Below are 17,416 nucleotides of genomic sequence, written 5' to 3'. Positions count from 1 at the left end.
CCCCGGAGGCAGAACCCCCGGGGCCATGATTTTGCAGTCTGGGAAGGACGTCAGGCAGCTTCGGCCTTTGCCCCTTCCCGCTCGGCATTCAGTGCCTCGGCCAGCAGGAATGCCAGTTCGATCGATTGCGCTGCATTGAGACGCGGATCACAATGAGTGTGATAGCGATCGGCCAGCCCTTCCTGGGTGATCGCGACGGCACCACCGGTGCACTCGGTCACGTCCTGGCCGGTCATCTCGATGTGAATCCCGCCAGCGTGGGTGCCTTCGGCGCGGTGGACCGCGAAGAAGCCCTTCACCTCGGTCAGGATACGGTCGAACGGCCGCGTCTTGTAGCCGTTGTCGGCCTTGATGACATTGCCGTGCATCGGATCGCACGACCACACCACCGGATGGCCTTCGCGCTTCACGGCGCGAACCAGCGGAGCCAGCCCTGCCTCGACCTTGTCGTGGCCGAAGCGGCTGATCAGCGTCATGCGGCCGGCCTCGCGCGAGGGATTCAGCGTATCGAGCATGCGCAGCAGCGCATCCACGCTGAGCGAAGGACCGCACTTCATCCCGATCGGGTTGTTGACGCCGCGCAGGTATTCGACGTGGGCCGAACCTTCGAAGCGGGTACGATCACCGATCCACAGCATGTGGGCGCTGGTGTCGTACCATTCGCCGGTCAGCGAATCCTGCCGGGTCATCGCTTCCTCGTAGGCCAGAAGCAGCGCTTCGTGGCTGGTGTAGAAGCTGGTGCCCTGAAGCTGCGGCACGGTACGCGGATCGACGCCGCAGGCTTCCATGAAGTCGAGCGCTTCACCGATCTTGTCGGCGGTTTCACGGAACTTCGTGGCCCACGGGCTCTTGCCGATGTGGTCCAGCGTCCACTGGTGGACCTGGCGCAAGTTGGCGTAGCCGCCGCCCGCGAAGGCGCGCAGCAGGTTCAGTGTCGCCGCTGCCTGGCTGTAGGCCCGCAGCATGCGCTCAGGGTCCGGAATGCGCGATTCCGCAGTGAAATCAATGCCATTGATATTGTCACCGAGGTAGCTCGGCAGTTCAACGTCACCGATTTTCTCAACCGGGGAGGAACGCGGCTTGGCAAATTGCCCGGCCATGCGGCCCACCTTTACCACCGGTTGCTTGCTGGCAAAGGTCAGCACGACCGCCATCTGCAGCAGCACGCGGAACGTGTCGCGAATGTTGTTCGGATGGAATTCGGCAAAGCTCTCGGCACAGTCTCCGCCCTGCAGCAGGAAACCCTTGCCTGCGGCCACCTGCGCGAGGTCGGCCTTCAGAGCGCGCGCCTCACCTGCAAAGACCAGCGGCGGAAAGCTCGTCAGGGTCTTCTCGACCTCGTTCAGCTTTTCGGCATCGGGATAGACCGGCAGATGCCGCCCTTCAAACCCGCGCCACGAATCCGCAGTCCAGTTCTGTGCCACTTTCCATTCCTTTCAAGAGGCGCGCCCATACGCCGCCTGCGCAGGAAAAGCAAAGGAAGGCTTGCTGTCACAGCAATCGATCATCGCGATCACGCCCAAGGCCACCGATAGGGAATTTACCTTAGTCACCTCATCAGGATGTCTTGGTGGACGAGCGGTTAACCGTGCAGATCCCACCAAAGGTCGTTCGTTTTCCCATGCTTGCCCTTCGCCGCTTCCTGATTTTACTGGCCCGAAGCCGCGGTGGAAACATCCTGCCTCTATCGGCGATGGCAATCTTCGCCGTGGCCGCGCTGATTGGCGGCGCCATCGACATAAGCCGCGCCTGGCGCACCCAGACGAGGCTGCAGGCGGCATGCGACGCAGGTGTTCTGGCAGGCCGTCGAGCCGTAACCACAAACGGCTTCGATGCCGCGGCAAAGACGCAGGCGGACAATTACTTCTTCGCAAACTTCGACGAGACTCACCAAGGTTCGCGAGACACGACTTTCGAGCCGACTTCGGCGGACAAAGGCGGCACGATCGACGCCGTGGCCACAACCATGCTTCCGCCCCTGATGATGCAGATCTTCGGCTTCCAGGGTTTTGATCTGAGCGTCAGATGCACGGCCTCGATGGGCGTGGGCAACAGCGACATCATGATGGTCCTCGATACCACTGGCTCCATGGCCTCACTGCTGGCGGGAAGTACGCAGACACGCATCGAGGCACTGCGCGCTGCCATGAAGAACTTCCACAGCACTGTCGAGAACGCCTTGTCGGGCACAAACGCACGTGTGCGATACGGATTCGTGCCGTACAGTTCGTCAGTCAACGTGGGCAGGCTTCTACACGACCTTGATCCGTCGTATCTGGTTGACAGTTGGACAATCCAGTCTCGTCATGCGGTTTACCGAACCGTTCAGACCTTGAGTGGCTACGGCACGCCGAGAAGCGGGACACCGACGACCACAACTACAACGCCAACCTACTCCCTCTGGGCCAACTACGGCTCCAACATCTACCTGACGTCGACATCATGTAACAACGCAAAGCCAGCCGATACGGCCTGGGCCAATTCGGGGAGTGCCACCTCCACCTCGACGACGACAACGAACTCGTCCGGTCAACGGGTTGTGACGACCGTCGTGACCCAGCCGCAGACGGCGACTTTCTATCAGTGCGCCTGGCTGATCCTGAACTACAGGATCCAGTCGCGAACCGGCTCGCGCAACTCCGTGACGACGACGACCACGACGGCCGATCCGATCTATACAAGCTCGCAAGTCTTCGATCGTTGGGAGTATCGCCCGGTGACCTATGACACGAGCCGGTTCAAGAATTTCGAAGCGGTCTCGACACCAACCGGCGAAAACGGCGCGTCTGTTTCGTCAACTTGGAAAGGGTGCGTCGAGGAGCGTGCAACCGTATCCGAGCCGAGCTTCACGTGGTCATCGCTGGGGGGCTTCAACCCGGCCGGCGCCTTGGACCTCGAAATCGATTCCGCCCCTGACAGTTCTGCTTCGACCAAATGGGCGCCCATGTGGCCCGACGTCGCCTACATACGGACGGTCACCTACAACGGCACTGTGTACATGAACAGTGCAGTACCGTCATCGCAGGGACAGCAGGCGGCATCCTTCTGCCCGACTGGCGCGCGCTTGCTGGCCACGATGAACAAGACCGCGTTCGACGCGTTCGCGGATTCACTCGTTCCCGAAGGCGCGACCTACCATGACATCGGGATGGTATGGGGAGCGCGGCTGGCATCGCCAGACGGCTTATGGTCGAGCACTGTTCGCCAAGCGCCCACGAACGGCGGCGAGGTTTCGCGCCATCTGATCTTCATGACCGATGGCGAAATGGCACCCAGCTACTCCATCCAATCAGCCTGGGGCATTGAGTACCATGATCGCCGTGTCACCGATGATGGTGTAAACGAAGACGCTGCGCGCCATAACTCACGGTTCCTTGCCCTGTGCGAAGCCGTGAAGGCCAAAGGCATCCGCATATGGGTCATCGCGTTTGCGCAGGCCATGACGACCGAACTCCAGACATGTGCCTCGAGTGCGAGTGCCTTTACGGCAGCCAACGCAAACCAGTTGGATGCGGCATTCCAGTCGATCGCCAAGCAGGTCGGCGAATTGCGGGTGGTGCAATGACAGGCGCGCAGCTTTGCACCAACGAAGAGGGCGCAACGGTCGTCGAGTTCGCGATTGTCGCGCCCCTGTTCCTCTTGCTGCTGATCGGCATCATGGATGTCGGGCAGATGGTCTATGGCAAGTCGGTCCTCACTGGCGCAGTCCACCGTGCCGCACGCGATTCCTCGCTTGAAACGCGCAACACCAGTGAAGCCGACGCCTCGGTACTCGATGCGATCCGTCCGGTCCTTCCTGGCGTAACCATCAAGACGAGCCGGACCAGCTATTACGACTTTGCCGACGTTGGCAGGGCGGAAAAATGGAACGACACTAACGCAAATGCCGTGTGCGACGCCGGCGAGACCTTTACCGACGAAAACCGAAATGGCCAATGGGATCAGGACGTTGGGCAAAAGGACAGCGCCGGTACCGCCAATGATGTCGTCGTCTACAAGGTGACAGCAACCTTCAAACCGGTGTTCCTGGTGCCCTTTCTGCCCAAAATGTGGTCGGAACGGACCCTTGCGGCTACCGCAGTGACTAAGAACGAGCCATTCGGCAACCAGACCAGCTACGGCGCCACTGCCGGGAGCTGCTCATGACGCTTCTGCGCAAGTTGGCGAGCAGGCAAGACGGGGTATCAACCGTCGAATTTGCCCTGGTAGTGCCTCTGTTCATGATACTGGGCATGTACGGGGCCGAAATTGCGTGGCTCAACGCCGCCTCTATGGAAGCGAGCCAGGTTGCTCTGGCACTTGCTGACAATGCCTCGCGCTTGGGTCAAACCGACAATAGCGGCGTTACGCCTACGGTCACCGCCAATGAAGTGCATTCCGTCCTGACAGGCGCGCTGGAGGAAGGCTCGAACATCGGTCTGGCCGAGAATGGCCGGGTGATCCTGTCGAGCCTTGAAGTCCATCCGCTGACCGGCAAGCAATATATTCATTGGCAAAAGTGCATGGGCAAGGGCAAGCAGGCCTCTGCCCATGGGAAACCCGATGCGACCGGAAGTGCCCTGTCTTCAATAGCATCGGGCATTACGCTGGGCGGCAAAAAGATCACCTCATCCAGCAATAGTGCGGTCATGCTGGCCGAAGTCTGGTACGAATACCATGGCCTGTTTGGAACTATGTTCGTCCAGCCGATCACGATACACGAACAGGCAGCCATCATCGTTCGTGACGACCGAAATGTCGGCCCTGGCCTGAGCGGTACGAACGACAAGATCGAATGCTGACACAGGCCTGAGGACATTTCCGTCAGCGTTTTTCCGGGACGACCTCCAAACGCCAGCTCTTGTCCGCTCGCAGATATTTCTGGGCCAGAGCCTGCATGCGCTCGGGCGTTGTCTGGCTGTAATCGTTGAGGATCGTGCGGATCGCCGCAATCTTGCGCGGATCGTACGCAGCTCCTTCCAGCTGGTACATGTAGAAGCCATTTCCAGTGCTGGCTCGAGTGATCAGTTGCTTGAGCGGTTCAGTCACCCGGCTGATCTCGTCTGCTGAAGGCGGCGTAGCAGCAAGTTCAGCTGCGATCTTGTCAACGGCAGCAAAGAAAGTGTCGAAATCTCCCGGCCGCAATTGGACCATCGCCGAGAGGTACCCGCCCGACGGCAGATCGAGGGGCCAGCTTGAACCGACCTGAGGCGCGTAGCTCGCTCCCACCTTTTCGCGCATCGCATCGAACAGGCGGTTGTTGAAAATCTGCGCCAGGATCTCAAGCTGGCGGCTTTCACGCACACCGGCCTGCCCGCCCCCGGTTGGCCATGCCACCACGGCTGCGGCCTGCGAGGGATCGCCGCGATGGGTCAGAACCAGCGGTTCGGGGTTATGTGCCGGGATATTCGGAGCAAGTGTCGGCGCCGCTGTCGGAGTTCGGACGGGCAAAGCGCCGAAAGTCTTTTCCAGAGCAGCCAATGCCTGTTCGCGCGTGAAATCGCCGAACATGTCGATCTCGATCGGTCCTTCCGAAAGCAGCGGCTCCCATGTCTTGCGGAAGCCCTCCGGAGTTACCTTCTCCAGCTCGGCCGGATTTGGCGTCGCATAGCGGGGGTCTCCGTCACGCAACAGCCAGTTGAGATCGCGATTGAGCACCGCATTGGGCGCCGAATTGTAGCTTTCGTACTGGAGCTTTGCCGCGGCCTTGGCACGCAACACCGGATTGGCATCCCAACGCGGCATGCCCAGCTTGGCAGCCATGAGATAGAGCTGGTCGGCAAGGTCCGCCGGGCGCGTATCGGCTGAAAGCACGAATGCCGTGTCGTCGATGTTGAAATCGAGGCTCAGCTTGCGGCCTGTTGCCAGACGGTCCAGATCATCCCGGCCGAGTGCGCCGATGCCGCTGTCCATCAGTGCCACTTCGCCGATCGGGCCATAAACCGCATCCTGAGGCTGGATCGCCGAGTACCCGCCGCCAAACCTCGCCTTGATGATTATGCGGCCAGGCTCAGCATCATTGGGCCACAGCAGAACGCGAACACCATTGGAGAGTTCGACCTGCTCGATGCCTAGCAACCCGATCGGTCGCGCGCTGGCGACTGTACCGGGTGTACCAACGGGTGGAAGGTCCGAAAACTTGAGGGCGTTTGCCGCCACGCGGCTTTCCGATGCTGCCTTGACAGGAGCAGTCAATGCCGCGCGCAAGGAGGCTTCGTCAGCTTCGCCAGCCTTTGGCGTGATCATCATCGGGCGTACCACGGTGCCCCGGAACAATGCACGGGTATGTTCAAGCACCGCTTGCGGCTTGAACAAGGGGATGGAACGCCTGAATATGTCGTAGACGGTGTCGGGGTTGGCTACGGTCTCGCGGATATCGACGGCATTGACGATATCGTCAGCCGCCTTGGACCCGGCAATGGTGGACTGCGTTTCGACCGAGACCTTGAAGGCGACTTCAAATTCGGCAACTTCGCGGTCGATCTCTGCCTGAGACGGCGGCGTGGCCAAAGCATCGGCAATGACCGAGCGCACGTCTGTGACCGCACTTTTCCAGTCCTCGCTCAATGGCGTGACCGTCACGATCGTAGCGTCGGCAGATCGCGAAAGCTCCTGCTTCATCTCGTCCACGGACGCCACCAGATAGCTCCCGCCACCCCGCGCCCTGGCCTCAAGCCTGCGATTGATCAAAGCCAGCGCAAGGCGATCGATCATAAGGCCCTGGTTGTAGACAATGGTATCGTTGACCTTTGCCCATGGACGCAGGATCGCCCAGTTTACCAGTCGTGGCAGGTCCGGCTCGACCAGCACTTTCGCTTCGCCGACCGGGTTCTTGGGATCGATGCCGGCGGGCGCAATCGGCTTGCCGAAATCAGGCTGCAATGGCTTCTTGCCGGCCACCTGCCACCCGCCAAACCATTGTTCGATCCGCGCGACCAGTGCTGCCGGATCGGCATCGCCGGCCACCACGATCACGGTATTGTCGGGGCGATACCACTTGTCATGGAAGGCCTTTACCGCAGCAGCGTCAGCAGCTTCGAGAGTTTCCACCGTGCCGATAGGGCTGCGCGATGCCAGGAGCTGCCCCTTGAAGAACAGCCCCCGCGTGGCGTCCAGCACCCGCGACTGCGCGCTGGTGCGTTCGCGCATTTCGGCAAGGACGATCGGAACCTCGGTCTTGACGCCACGATCGGTAAAGATCGGCGCAGTGATCATCCCCGACAGCAGCTTGAACGTCTCGTCCAGCTTGGGTGCAGTCGCATTGGGAATGTCGAGCTTGTAAACCGTCTGCGTGGGACTTGTCTCGGCGTTGGTATCGCTGCCGAAGGTGGCACCCAGCCGCTGCCACGTGGGGATCGTCTCGCCTTCCTTGAGATACTTCGATTCACGGAAGGTCAAGTGTTCGATGAGGTGCGCATAGCCCCGCTGCGGCTCGGTCTCGTACATCGAACCCGCGTCCACCAGAACGCGGATCGACACCTGCTCGGGCGGAACGCCGCTGTGGCGAACCGCATAACGGATGCCGTTCGGCAGGATACCAAAGGTCCAGGCCTTGTCCTGCGGAACGTCCGAACCCTTGTAGAGCCACGGAACGTTGGACTTCGTCGCCGTGCTCGGAGCCTTGGCAGGGGTTTCGGCGACCACGGGAGCCGCCGAAACCAGCAGGAGGGAAAGAAACAGGCCGAAGCGCCGGGCGCGCGTGTTACGGGATCGCATCACTCGACTATAGGAAGCCTTCTCATGAAGGACCAGTGAATAGACCCGTTACTATCAGGGCGTTGTCGTGGCTGGCTGGGCAGGTTGAGCTGCCGATTGGGCAGCACGCATGGCTTCGACTTCTGCAGCGGTCTTGAAGTCGACCAGTTCGACCTGGAATACAAGGTCCGCATTTGCACCGATCGGGCCTGAGCCTTCCGCGCCGTAACCAAGCGCCGAGGGCACGCACAGACGCATCAGGCTGCCCTTGGACAGAAGTTGCAGGCCTTCAGAAAAGCCCGGAATGACTCCATCCACGGGAAATGCCGCCTGCATGCCCTGGTCGAACACCTCGCCATTGGCGGCAAGATAGCCGACGTAATTGACCAGCACGTAATCGCTCTTTGTCGGCTTCGCGCCTTCGGCAGGCTTCAGGAGCATCGTGCCGAGTCCGCTAGCAGTCTTGACAGAGCAGAGGCGCTGTGCGGGCGCGACCACCGGATTCAGCGGCATCGGAATGGCGACAGCCGATGGGGCGACCGGCTTTGCCGCAGGTGCGGCGGCATTCAAGGCCGAAGCACCGAAGGTGCAGGCAAGAACGGCAGGGGCGAGGCGGACGAGCGCAAGGGGGAGCTTGATCATCTCGCTGCATTAGCGAGCGTTGCGAGGTTCCGCCATGAGACCTTGCGCTGAAACTGCGCAAAACCCGGCCTGTCGGGCCCTTGACCACGCGAAGGACTGGCCTACATGCGAATCATGTTCATCGAGACAGAAACCACGCCCAACCCCGCCACGCTCAAGTTCCTGCCCGGCGAGCAGGTCATGGCAAGCGGAACGCGCGAGTTCACTTCGCCTGAAGCTGCTGAGGCATCGCCCCTCGCGCAGGCGCTGTTCGATCTTGGTGACGTGACCGGCGTGCTGTTCGGGCGCGATTTCGTTTCGGTCACCGCCGCACCCGGCGTGGAATGGGCCGGCCTGAAACCGCAGGTTCTGGCGATCCTGCTCGATCATTTCGTCAGCCAGGCTCCGCTGTTCCTGGGGGGCACTGCCGCCGGCATCGCGGTTCCTGCCGAAGCTGATGAAAGCTTCGCCGACGACCCGGCCGACGCCGACATCATCGACCAGATCAAGGATCTGATCGAAACGCGCGTGCGGCCTGCGGTGGCCAATGACGGCGGAGATATCATCTACAAGGGCTTCCGCGAAGGCGTGGTCTACCTCCAGATGCAGGGCGCCTGCTCGGGCTGCCCGTCGTCGACAGCTACGCTGAAGAACGGGATCGAGAGCCTGCTGAAGCACTACGTGCCCGAAGTTACTGAAGTTCGAGCAGCCTGATCCGACGGCGATGCGCAAACTCGTGATAGACTGCGCGACAGAAGCTTGTTCAGTCGCGCTGATCGAGGATGGCGTACTTGTGGCTGGTGAATACGCGCTGCTTGGTCGCGGCCATGCTGAACGTCTGGTCCCCATGATTGCTGCCCTTCCCGATAAGGGCATGGCGGATGTGATCGCGATAGACGTCGGCCCCGGAAGCTTCACAGGCATTCGCGTCGGCCTTGCTGCAGCACGAGCCCTTTCACTGGCATGGAATGCGCGATTGCAGGGGTATGAAAGCCTCGCGCTGGTTGCAGCGATGGCCCTTTCGGAACGGCCAGGCTCGGCTGTCGACGTCTGCATGACTGGCGGTCACGGCGAGTGGTTTTTCCAACCCTTCGACTCTGACGCAACACCGCTCGCTCCCCTTGCATCGCTCACGCCTGCCCAGGCCAAGTCGAGAAGCACGGCTCTGTTGCTGGCAGGCAGCCAGGCTGCAGCACTCGCCGCCGACCGCACTCATGCGGTTGCGATCAGCTTGCATCCCGATGCTCGCTGCGCTGGCCTTTTGGACGAGCGGGCGTTCCATAGAGATCCCAGGCCAAGCTACGGTCGCGCGCCCGATGCCCGCCTTCCTTCGGCAGCATGACCGAAGGGATAGGCTGACCGATGACTCCGCCACCCGATGATATCGACCGGATCATGGCCGTCATGGACCAGGCATTCGCCGCGGAGTACGGTGAGGCCTGGAACCGCAAGCAGGTAAGCGACGCGCTTCTGGTCGGCAATTGTCGCTACGGCCTCATTGCACCAGATGGTAGCGAAGACTTGGGATCCGGCGATGAAACTGCCGGTTTTTTCCTGAGTCGTGCGATCATCGACGAGGAAGAACTTCTCCTTTTCGCAATTTCTCCGAAGTACCGGCGAAAAGGATTGGGGCACGCACTTTTAGGTCGCTTTATCCTGTCCGCAAAGCAGAACGGGATGCGCCGCGTTTTCCTCGAGATGCGCGATAACAATCCCGCGGGCTTTCTTTATGCCGCGCACGGATTCCGCCAAATTGGATTAAGACCGGCTTATTATCGCACCCCCAGCGGGGCCAGAATTGATGCGATAAGCCAGGAACTTGCACTCGGCAATTGAAACAATACTTAGGATTAACCTAAGTAGCATTGACAGCGTCGTCGATCTGTCGTGAAACCGGTTGTATCCTTGTGGGATGCGACTATAAATGTGATCTGGATCACCAAACCAAGTCGCGAGTCCAGATGCCTACGCGCAGGACAAACATAGAAAGCCGGTTTTGCCATGAGTGAAATTCAGAACGACATGCGGGAGACGCTGATCACCCTCACTTCGGACATCGTTGCCGCGCATGTGAGCAACAACAGCGTCTCGGTGAACGATCTCCCGGCATTGATTTCAAACGTGTATTCTGCGCTGGCCGGGCTGGAAAAGCCGGTAGTTGCCGAAGAGCCCGCTCCGGAACCTGCCGTTTCGATCCGCGCTTCGGTGAAGAACGATCACATCGTCTGCCTGGAAGATGGCAAGAAGCTGAAGATGCTCAAGCGCCACCTCGCAACGCGCTACAACATGACGCCGGAACAGTATCGCGCCCGCTGGAATCTTCCTGCCGACTATCCGATGGTCGCGCCGGCCTACGCCGAAAAGCGCCGTGAACTTGCCAAGAAGATCGGCCTCGGCCGCAAGCCGGCGCCCAAGCGCGGCCGCAAGACCGCTGCCTGATCCGCGGGCAGATTGGTGGCAATGACTGTGCGCAATACGATTGCGTACAGTTGAAGATTTGGCCCGCCGGTCTATAGATCGGCGGGCCGATCCTTTCATGACGAGTACCCAGTGCATCAGCCGATCGACATCGAAGCTCTCTGCGCCGAACGCGGCCTGCGCATTACCGACCAGCGCAGGACAATCGCGCGCGTCCTTTCGGAGAGCGACGACCATCCGGACGTCGAGAAGCTGCACGAACGCGCCTCGGCCATCGACTCGCGCATTTCGATCGCGACGGTTTACCGCACCGTGCGCCTGTTCGAAGAAGCTGGCATTCTCGACCGGCATGACTTCGGTGATGGCCGCGCCCGTTACGAAGCGACGCCCGAGGCGCATCACGATCACCTGATCGACGTCGAGACCGGGAAGGTCATCGAATTCGTCGATCCCGAACTAGAACAACTCCAGCGCCAGATCGCGGAAAAACTTGGCTACCGCCTGGTCGATCATCGCATGGAGCTTTACGGCGTGAAGCTTGAACGCGACGGCTGACGCTATCCCTCGTCCGGCAATTTCGCTTGTCGGACGCCTGCGCATCGCAGTGCGGCTCGCAGCGATGCTGGTTCTGTTGCTCGTATGCGTACCGCTTTATTACGTCTGGCGAATCCTGCGGCTGCACAATCCCTGGCCACGGGTGTTCCTTGGCGGCATCGCCCGCATCGCCGGCGCGCGTGTCGCGATCTCGGGGGAGCCTTCGCGCAAGGGCGCGTTTCTCCTCTCCAATCATGTCAGCTGGCTCGACATCCCGGTCATCTCAGGCGCGAGCGGTAGCGCCTTCGTTGCCCACTCAGGGCTTGCCGATGTCGGTCTGCTCAAATGGCTGTGCGAAATGAACGACACGGTGTTCGTCGCCCGTCATGACCGGCGCTCGGTCCATACCCAGGTCGAACAGGTGCGTGCAGCTATCACCGACACTGGTGCGCTCACCGTGTTTCCGGAAGGCACCACGAGCAACGGCGTCAGCCTGCTGCCATTCAAGTCGTCACTATTGTCCGCGCTGGATCCGCCCCCGCCCGGCATTGCGATACAGCCGGTGTGGCTCGACTACGGGCCGGACGTCGCCGCGATGGCATGGGTGGGGGATGAGCATGGGCTGGACAATTTCCTCAAGATCCTCGCCCGGAGTAAGCCGATCCCGGTGACAGTGCATTTCCTCGCGCCACTCGGACCTGAGGAGACAGCGAACCGCAAGGTCATGGCTACAGCGGCACGCGAACGCATCCTCGCAGCGATGAGCGGCGCGCGTTAGACAAACCCTGCCAAATCCACTATCGGCGCGGCCCATGTCTTCCACCGCAACTTCTTCCCCCAAGACGTTCCGCGTCAAGAGCTTCGGCTGCCAGATGAACGTCTATGATGGCGAGCGCATGGCCGAACTCTTGGCAGCAGAAGGGATGTCTGCCGCGGGCGACGGGGATGACGCCGACCTCGTCGTCCTAAACACCTGCCACATCCGCGAGAAAGCGACCGAAAAGGTCTATTCCGATATCGGCCGGCTGCGCCGGGAAGATGGCTCGGCACCCATGATCGCAGTCGCGGGTTGCGTGGCCCAGGCTGAAGGCGAGGAAATCATGACCCGCGCGCCAAGCGTGAAGGTGGTGGTCGGCCCGCAATCGTACCACCGCTTGCCGGAAATGGTTGCCGAGGCCGCTTCCGGAAAGCGCGCCACCGAAACCGACATGCCGGCAGAGGCCAAGTTTGCGGCCTTGCCCAAGCGCCGCAAGTCAGCCCCCACCGCCTTCCTCACCGTGCAGGAAGGCTGCGACAAGTTCTGCACCTACTGCGTCGTGCCCTATACGCGCGGTGCGGAGATCAGCCGCCCGTTTGCCGATCTGATAGAAGAGGCGAAGCTGCTCGTTGCCGGCGGTGCGCGCGAGATCACGCTGCTTGGGCAGAACGTGAATGCGTGGACTGGAGAGGACGACAAGGGCCGCAGCATCGGCCTTGACGGGCTGGCGCGCGCCCTAGCAGCTGACCCGGACCTGAAGCGCATCCGCTACACAACCAGCCATCCCAACGACATGACCGATGGCCTGATCGCCGCGCATGCCGAACTTGAGAAGCTGATGCCTTTTCTCCACCTGCCGGTGCAGGCGGGCAGCGATCGTGTGCTCAAGGCGATGAACCGCAGCCACACCGCAGACAGCTACCTCAAGGTGCTCGACCGGATCCGCGCCGCCCGGCCCGACATCGCGCTGTCGGGCGATTTCATCGTCGGTTTCCCGGGGGAGACTGATGCAGAATTCGAGGAAACACTGCGTCTCGTCGACGCCGTCGGCTATGCGCAGGCGTTCAGCTTCAAGTATTCCGCCCGCCCCGGCACCCCGGCTGCGACGATGCCCGACCATGTTCCGGCAGCAGTGATGGACGAGCGCCTTCAGCGCCTGCAAGCGGCGCTCAACCGCGATCAATTGGCTTTCAATCAGGGCAGCGTCGGCAAGACCTGCGAAGTCCTCGTCGAACGCAAGGGCAAGCATCCCGGCCAGTGGCTCGGCAAATCGCCCTGGCTGCAATCCGTGCACTTCGTCGGCGAAGCCGAGATCGGCCAGATGGTTACGGTGAAGCTTGTTGAAGCCGGTCCGAACTCGCTGGCAGGTCAGCTCGTCTAATTGCCCTGTGCAAAGTCTGCGCGCGCGTCTTGTGCGCGCAACTTCCGTTCCTATGCTCTGAATCAGGCCCAAACCTGAAAGGAGCTCATGGCCCGTAAACCCCATCGCGCCGACGAGGCGCATCATCGCCCGGAAACACAGCATCGCCGTGCCCGGGTCGAGGTCGAGTTTGACGAGCAGACCGTGCTTGGCGCCCTGTTCGGCCAATTCGACACCAATCTCGTGCAGATCGAGAATCGGCTGGGAGTTTACATTTCGGCGCGCGGCAACCGCGTGCTGATCGAAGGGCCCGACGACGCTGTCGCCCGAGCGCGCGACGTGCTGAAGGGCATGCATCAACGGCTGCTGTCGGGGCAGGAACTTGATTCCGGCGCGGTCGAATCGCTGATCGCGATGAGCGTCGAGCCGACACTTGAGGGCATCATCACCGGGGCGCCGGGTGGTGCGCCGCCGATCATGATCCGCACGCGCAAGAAAACCATCATTCCGCGCAGTCCGACGCAGATCGACTACATGAAGGCGTTGATCAGCCACGACGTGATCTTCGCGCTCGGTCCGGCGGGTACCGGCAAGACCTACCTCGCCGTAGCGCAGGCCGTAGCGCAACTGATCTCCGGTTCAGTACAACGCCTGATCCTGTCACGCCCGGCTGTGGAAGCCGGCGAACGCCTCGGCTTCCTGCCCGGCGACATGAAGGAGAAGGTCGACCCCTACCTTCGTCCGCTCTATGACGCGCTGTACGATTGCATGCCGCCCGAACAGGTCGAGCGCCGCATTGCGAGCGGCGAAATCGAGATCGCGCCCATCGCCTTCATGCGCGGGCGCACGCTCGCGGATGCCTTCGTCATCCTCGACGAAGCGCAGAACACCACGCCTGCACAAATGAAGATGTTCCTCACCCGCTTTGGCCAGAACAGCCGCATGGTGATCTGCGGTGACCCCAAGCAGGTCGACTTGCCCGGCGGTGTCGGCGCCAGCGGCCTGAACGACGCGGTACAGCGTCTCGAAGGGGTCGAAGGCATCGCAACGGTGCGCTTCAATACCGCCGACGTGGTGCGCCATCCAATCGTCGGACGCATTGTCGAGGCATATGAAGGGAAGGACGCTTGAGCGCGCCAATCCTTGAAATCGACATCGATCCGGTCTGGGGCGAGGAAACCGATTGGGAGGACCTCGCCAATCGCGCCGCTGAAGCCACGGCGCAGATCGCCGGCGAACTGGCGCACGAGAACCTGCTGGTCAGCCTCGTCATGGCCGATGACGAGGAAGTTCACGCGCTCAACAAGCAGTGGCGCGCCAAGGACAAGCCGACCAATGTCCTGTCCTTCCCGATGTTGAGTCGCGAGGAAGTCCTTCATGCAGCGCGGGATACCGACGCGCCTGGAATGCTCGGCGACCTGATCCTTGCGCACGGGGTGTGCACGCGCGAAGCGGCGGAAAAGGGCGTGTCGGTAGAGGTCCATGCCACCCATCTGGTAGTTCATGGTCTGCTCCATCTTGCCGGCTACGACCACGAACTGGGTGAGGCCGAAGCCGAGGAAATGGAGAATCTGGAGCGGAAGGCGCTTGCGCTGATGGGCATTGCCGACCCATATGCGGTCGAAGACTGAACAAGTGAGGGAATACGACAGTGCCCGAGGGCAATGGCTCCGCCGGCGACAGCCGGTCGGGAGACGGAGACAGTAGCAGTAGTCGCGCCCTGTGGCGCGCGATCAGGGCCTTCTTCAGAGGTCCGGACCACGATCAATCGCTGCGCGCACAGATCGAGGAAGCGATCGACGAGCACGAGGGCGAGGTCCATCAGGATAACGGCAGCAACGGCAACGGCGACCTTGTTCCGCTCGAGCGCCAGATGCTGCGCAACCTGCTTCACTTCAGCGAACACGACGCCGATGACGTAGCCATTCCGCGCGGCGAGATCATCGCCGTGCCAGCCTCGGCGACGTTCGAGGAGATGGTCGCGGCTTTTGCCGAGCACGGCCACAGCCGCCTGCCCGTCTATGGCGAATCGCTCGACGAGATCGTCGGCATGATCCACGTGAAGGACGTTTTCGTCATCATCGCTGGCATGATGCTGTCGAACAAGCAGCCGCCCAAGGACTGGACGAGCCTGATGCGACAGCCTCTGTTCGTGCCGCAGGCCAGGGGCGCACTTGACGTATTGGCCGACATGCGCAGCCGCCGTACGCATCTTGCAGTGGTGATCGACGAGTATTCGGGCACAGATGGCATCATCACCATCGAAGACCTGGTCGAGGAAATCATCGGCGAGATCGAGGACGAACACGACGATGCGCCCGAAGAACTGCTCCGCAGGATCGATCCTGATACCTGGGATGCCGATGCGCGGGCAGAACTGGATGACGTCGCGGACACCGTCGATCCAAGGCTTGCGGAAGTGGAGGAAGACGTGGATACGCTCGGCGGTCTGGCCGTGGTATTGGCAGGCGAAGTGCCGCCTGTCGGTCGCGTGCTTGAACATGCCAGTGGTTGGCGGCTTGAAGTGACCGGAGGCGATGAACGGCGCCTCACCCGCCTCAGGCTGCATGCGCCACAGGCAGTGCTGGCCGAAGAAGAATAGGACGAAGAGATGATCCGCCGCCTGCCCCCACTGCGTTCGCTCGAGGCGTTCATTCGCGTCGTGCGCGCAGGCTCGGCCAAGACGGCGGCCGCGGAACTTGCGCTAAGTCCTTCGGCCCTGTCGCGTCGTCTCGGCGCGCTTGAGGATTTCATCGGCAAGCCGCTGTTCGAACGCAAGCATCAGGCGCTGAAGCTCACTGAAGAAGGCCAGCAGCTTTACGATGCCGTTGCTCCGCTGATCGACGAGATGGCAGACCGCGTCGATCGCCTGATCGATACCGGCAAGGTCATGCGCCTGCGGCTTGGCGTCCTGCCGCTGTTCGGCAGCCAGCGCCTGTTTCCGCGCCTCGGCGAACTGCGCAAGCTTCATCCGCAGTTGCACATCGATATCGATTCAGGCCACGCCGCCGAGACCAAGCTTGGCGACACCATCGATGCCGCCATCGTCCTTTCGGAAGGGCCGGACGCCTCTCTGCATTCGGTGCGCCTTGATCACAACCGGGTCCACGCGATAACTTCGCGCGAATTGGCCGCCGAGCTTGGCGAGCGTCCCGATATTGCCAAGCTCTCCAAGCAAACCTTCCTTGTACATAATGACCTTCCCGCCAGCTTCGAGGCATGGAAGAAAGCGCTACACCTCGAAAAACTCGAACCGGCCGCGATCGATCACTTCGATTCCGGTCAGCTGATCCTCGAGGCAGCGGCGCAGGGTCTTGGCATCGCGATCATGCACGATGACCATTACCATCGCAGCCATGATTCCCGCCTCGCCCGGCTTTACGATATCGATGTCGACAGTCCCTATTCGTACTGGTTCGTTTGTCGGCCCCGCGCACTGCAATCGCGCCCGGTGCGCCTGTTCCACGACTGGATGCTGAAGGCAGGGCTTTGAGCGCCAGCCGCCGCCGCGCCGTTGCGGTGAAGATCCACTGCCCGATTTCTACTCTGACACTCACTGCATTGCTCAATGGCAATGGCGACGCGATCGAACGCGACCCCGCCGCAGCTGCCATGTTGGCCGTGATCCGCGCCGACAATCCCTTGGGTGACTTCAAGCTCTACAATGGCGTTTGCGAGATATCGCCGGGATGGGAAAGCTTCCAGCCCGGGCCGGACGCCAAGCCGACGATGGGAAGTGCGGGCGAGCGCGCCATCTCGCCAACAGCGATCATCACGACTTACGCCGATTCGGACGCAGACCTCGCGCCCGCACTCGATGCGCTCATGGCTGCGCACCCTTGGGAGATACCGGTCATCGAGTTGTCCGAGGTACAGCTACTGGTGCGCTGAAGAAGATCTTTGCCTCTTGTTCGATAGCTGGAGCCCTGCGCTACACGATCCGCTGGAGCGATCAGGCGCCGCATCTGACAGACTATTGGATCGAGCCATCCGATTGCCTGCCGCTACTGCCGCTACTGCCGCTACTGCCGGTCCTGCCCTCAATAGGAGAG

18 protein-coding genes are annotated in these 17,416 nt (G+C 61.4%); 15 read left to right on the top strand and 3 right to left on the bottom strand.

Translation table 11 applies throughout. The annotated features are described in order from the left end of the window. Positions 1 to 50 precede the first annotated feature (50 nt). Positions 51 to 1,424 carry a class II 3-deoxy-7-phosphoheptulonate synthase gene (locus IM701_RS03630; protein WP_039332769.1) on the bottom strand — a complete coding sequence of 458 codons (1,374 nt, stop codon included), beginning with the start codon at positions 1,422 to 1,424 and terminating at the stop codon, positions 51 to 53. Between the two features lie 146 nt (positions 1,425 to 1,570). On the opposite strand from IM701_RS03630, the gene IM701_RS03625 reads away from it, so the two are divergent. From IM701_RS03625 to IM701_RS03615, 3 genes are read left to right on the top strand one after another with little or no spacing between them, the layout of a single operon-like run. After that, positions 1,571 to 3,565: a TadE/TadG family type IV pilus assembly protein gene (locus tag IM701_RS03625; protein WP_230487779.1), complete on the top strand. Its 1,995-nt coding sequence runs from the start codon at positions 1,571 to 1,573 to the stop codon at positions 3,563 to 3,565. Continuing rightward, the gene (locus IM701_RS03620) at positions 3,562 to 4,146 is read left to right on the top strand and encodes a TadE/TadG family type IV pilus assembly protein (RefSeq protein WP_193827814.1); all 585 of its coding nucleotides are present in this window, start codon (positions 3,562 to 3,564) and stop codon (positions 4,144 to 4,146) included. Before IM701_RS03625 ends, IM701_RS03620 begins: the two co-directional genes overlap by 4 nt. Then, complete coding sequence (locus IM701_RS03615; protein WP_193827813.1) at positions 4,143 to 4,781, top strand: TadE/TadG family type IV pilus assembly protein; 639 nt, start codon at positions 4,143 to 4,145, stop codon at positions 4,779 to 4,781. The genes IM701_RS03620 and IM701_RS03615 overlap by 4 nt, the downstream gene beginning before the upstream one ends. Before the next feature lie 22 nt (positions 4,782 to 4,803). Here the strand turns inward: IM701_RS03615 and IM701_RS03610 are convergent, their stop codons facing one another. Then, positions 4,804 to 7,695, bottom strand: a complete 2,892-nt coding sequence (locus IM701_RS03610; RefSeq protein WP_193827812.1) for a pitrilysin family protein — start codon at positions 7,693 to 7,695, stop codon at positions 4,804 to 4,806. A gap of 54 nt (positions 7,696 to 7,749) precedes the next feature. Continuing rightward, positions 7,750 to 8,316, bottom strand: coding sequence for an FKBP-type peptidyl-prolyl cis-trans isomerase (locus IM701_RS03605; protein WP_193827811.1), 567 nt, complete (start codon positions 8,314 to 8,316; stop codon positions 7,750 to 7,752). Between the two features lie 114 nt (positions 8,317 to 8,430). Here IM701_RS03605 and IM701_RS03600 point away from each other — a divergent pair, with 114 nt between their 5' ends. The 12 genes from IM701_RS03600 to IM701_RS03545 all read left to right on the top strand — a co-directional run bounded on the left by IM701_RS03600 (position 8,431) and on the right by IM701_RS03545 (position 17,255). Further along, positions 8,431 to 9,009 (top strand): NifU family protein, encoded by a 579-nt coding sequence (locus tag IM701_RS03600; RefSeq protein ID WP_039332925.1) that lies wholly within the window; start codon positions 8,431 to 8,433, stop codon positions 9,007 to 9,009. A gap of 10 nt (positions 9,010 to 9,019) precedes the next feature. Next, positions 9,020 to 9,637, top strand: coding sequence for a tRNA (adenosine(37)-N6)-threonylcarbamoyltransferase complex dimerization subunit type 1 TsaB (tsaB, locus tag IM701_RS03595; RefSeq protein ID WP_193827810.1), 618 nt, complete (start codon positions 9,020 to 9,022; stop codon positions 9,635 to 9,637). A 20-nt stretch (positions 9,638 to 9,657) separates the two neighbouring features. Further along, the gene (locus IM701_RS03590; protein ID WP_193827809.1) at positions 9,658 to 10,131 is read left to right on the top strand and encodes a GNAT family N-acetyltransferase; all 474 of its coding nucleotides are present in this window, start codon (positions 9,658 to 9,660) and stop codon (positions 10,129 to 10,131) included. A 165-nt stretch (positions 10,132 to 10,296) separates the two neighbouring features. After that, complete coding sequence (locus IM701_RS03585; protein WP_039332761.1) at positions 10,297 to 10,734, top strand: MucR family transcriptional regulator; 438 nt, start codon at positions 10,297 to 10,299, stop codon at positions 10,732 to 10,734. 111 nt (positions 10,735 to 10,845) lie between these two features. Beyond that, positions 10,846 to 11,268, top strand: coding sequence for a Fur family transcriptional regulator (locus tag IM701_RS03580; protein ID WP_039332758.1), 423 nt, complete (start codon positions 10,846 to 10,848; stop codon positions 11,266 to 11,268). Then, the gene (locus tag IM701_RS03575) at positions 11,252 to 12,025 is read left to right on the top strand and encodes a 1-acyl-sn-glycerol-3-phosphate acyltransferase (RefSeq protein WP_193827808.1); all 774 of its coding nucleotides are present in this window, start codon (positions 11,252 to 11,254) and stop codon (positions 12,023 to 12,025) included. Before IM701_RS03580 ends, IM701_RS03575 begins: the two co-directional genes overlap by 17 nt. Positions 12,026 to 12,059: 34 nt before the next feature. Beyond that, entirely contained in the window at positions 12,060 to 13,385 is a 1,326-nt protein-coding gene (gene miaB, locus IM701_RS03570) for a tRNA (N6-isopentenyl adenosine(37)-C2)-methylthiotransferase MiaB (protein ID WP_193827807.1), read from the top strand. An 87-nt stretch (positions 13,386 to 13,472) separates the two neighbouring features. Further along, complete coding sequence (locus IM701_RS03565) at positions 13,473 to 14,495, top strand: PhoH family protein (RefSeq protein WP_039332754.1); 1,023 nt, start codon at positions 13,473 to 13,475, stop codon at positions 14,493 to 14,495. Further along, positions 14,492 to 14,995: an rRNA maturation RNase YbeY gene (gene ybeY / locus IM701_RS03560; protein WP_039332751.1), complete on the top strand. Its 504-nt coding sequence runs from the start codon at positions 14,492 to 14,494 to the stop codon at positions 14,993 to 14,995. The genes IM701_RS03565 and ybeY overlap by 4 nt, the downstream gene beginning before the upstream one ends. A 20-nt stretch (positions 14,996 to 15,015) precedes the next feature. Beyond that, positions 15,016 to 15,966 carry a CBS domain-containing protein gene (locus IM701_RS03555; protein WP_193827806.1) on the top strand — a complete coding sequence of 317 codons (951 nt, stop codon included), beginning with the start codon at positions 15,016 to 15,018 and terminating at the stop codon, positions 15,964 to 15,966. A 9-nt stretch (positions 15,967 to 15,975) separates the two neighbouring features. Further along, entirely contained in the window at positions 15,976 to 16,857 is an 882-nt protein-coding gene (locus IM701_RS03550; protein WP_052242137.1) for a LysR substrate-binding domain-containing protein, read from the top strand. After that, on the top strand, positions 16,854 to 17,255 hold the full coding sequence (locus IM701_RS03545) for a hypothetical protein (protein ID WP_193827805.1): 402 nt from the start codon (positions 16,854 to 16,856) through the stop codon (positions 17,253 to 17,255). Before IM701_RS03550 ends, IM701_RS03545 begins: the two co-directional genes overlap by 4 nt. Positions 17,256 to 17,416: the final 161 nt, after the last annotated feature.

It is taken from the genome of Novosphingobium sp. ES2-1, from assembly GCF_015169775.1.
GTDB classification, from domain to species: domain Bacteria; phylum Pseudomonadota; class Alphaproteobacteria; order Sphingomonadales; family Sphingomonadaceae; genus Novosphingobium; species Novosphingobium subterraneum.
The sequence above is the reverse complement of the archived record's forward strand: the minus strand, read 5'-3'. Positions and strand labels throughout refer to the sequence as shown.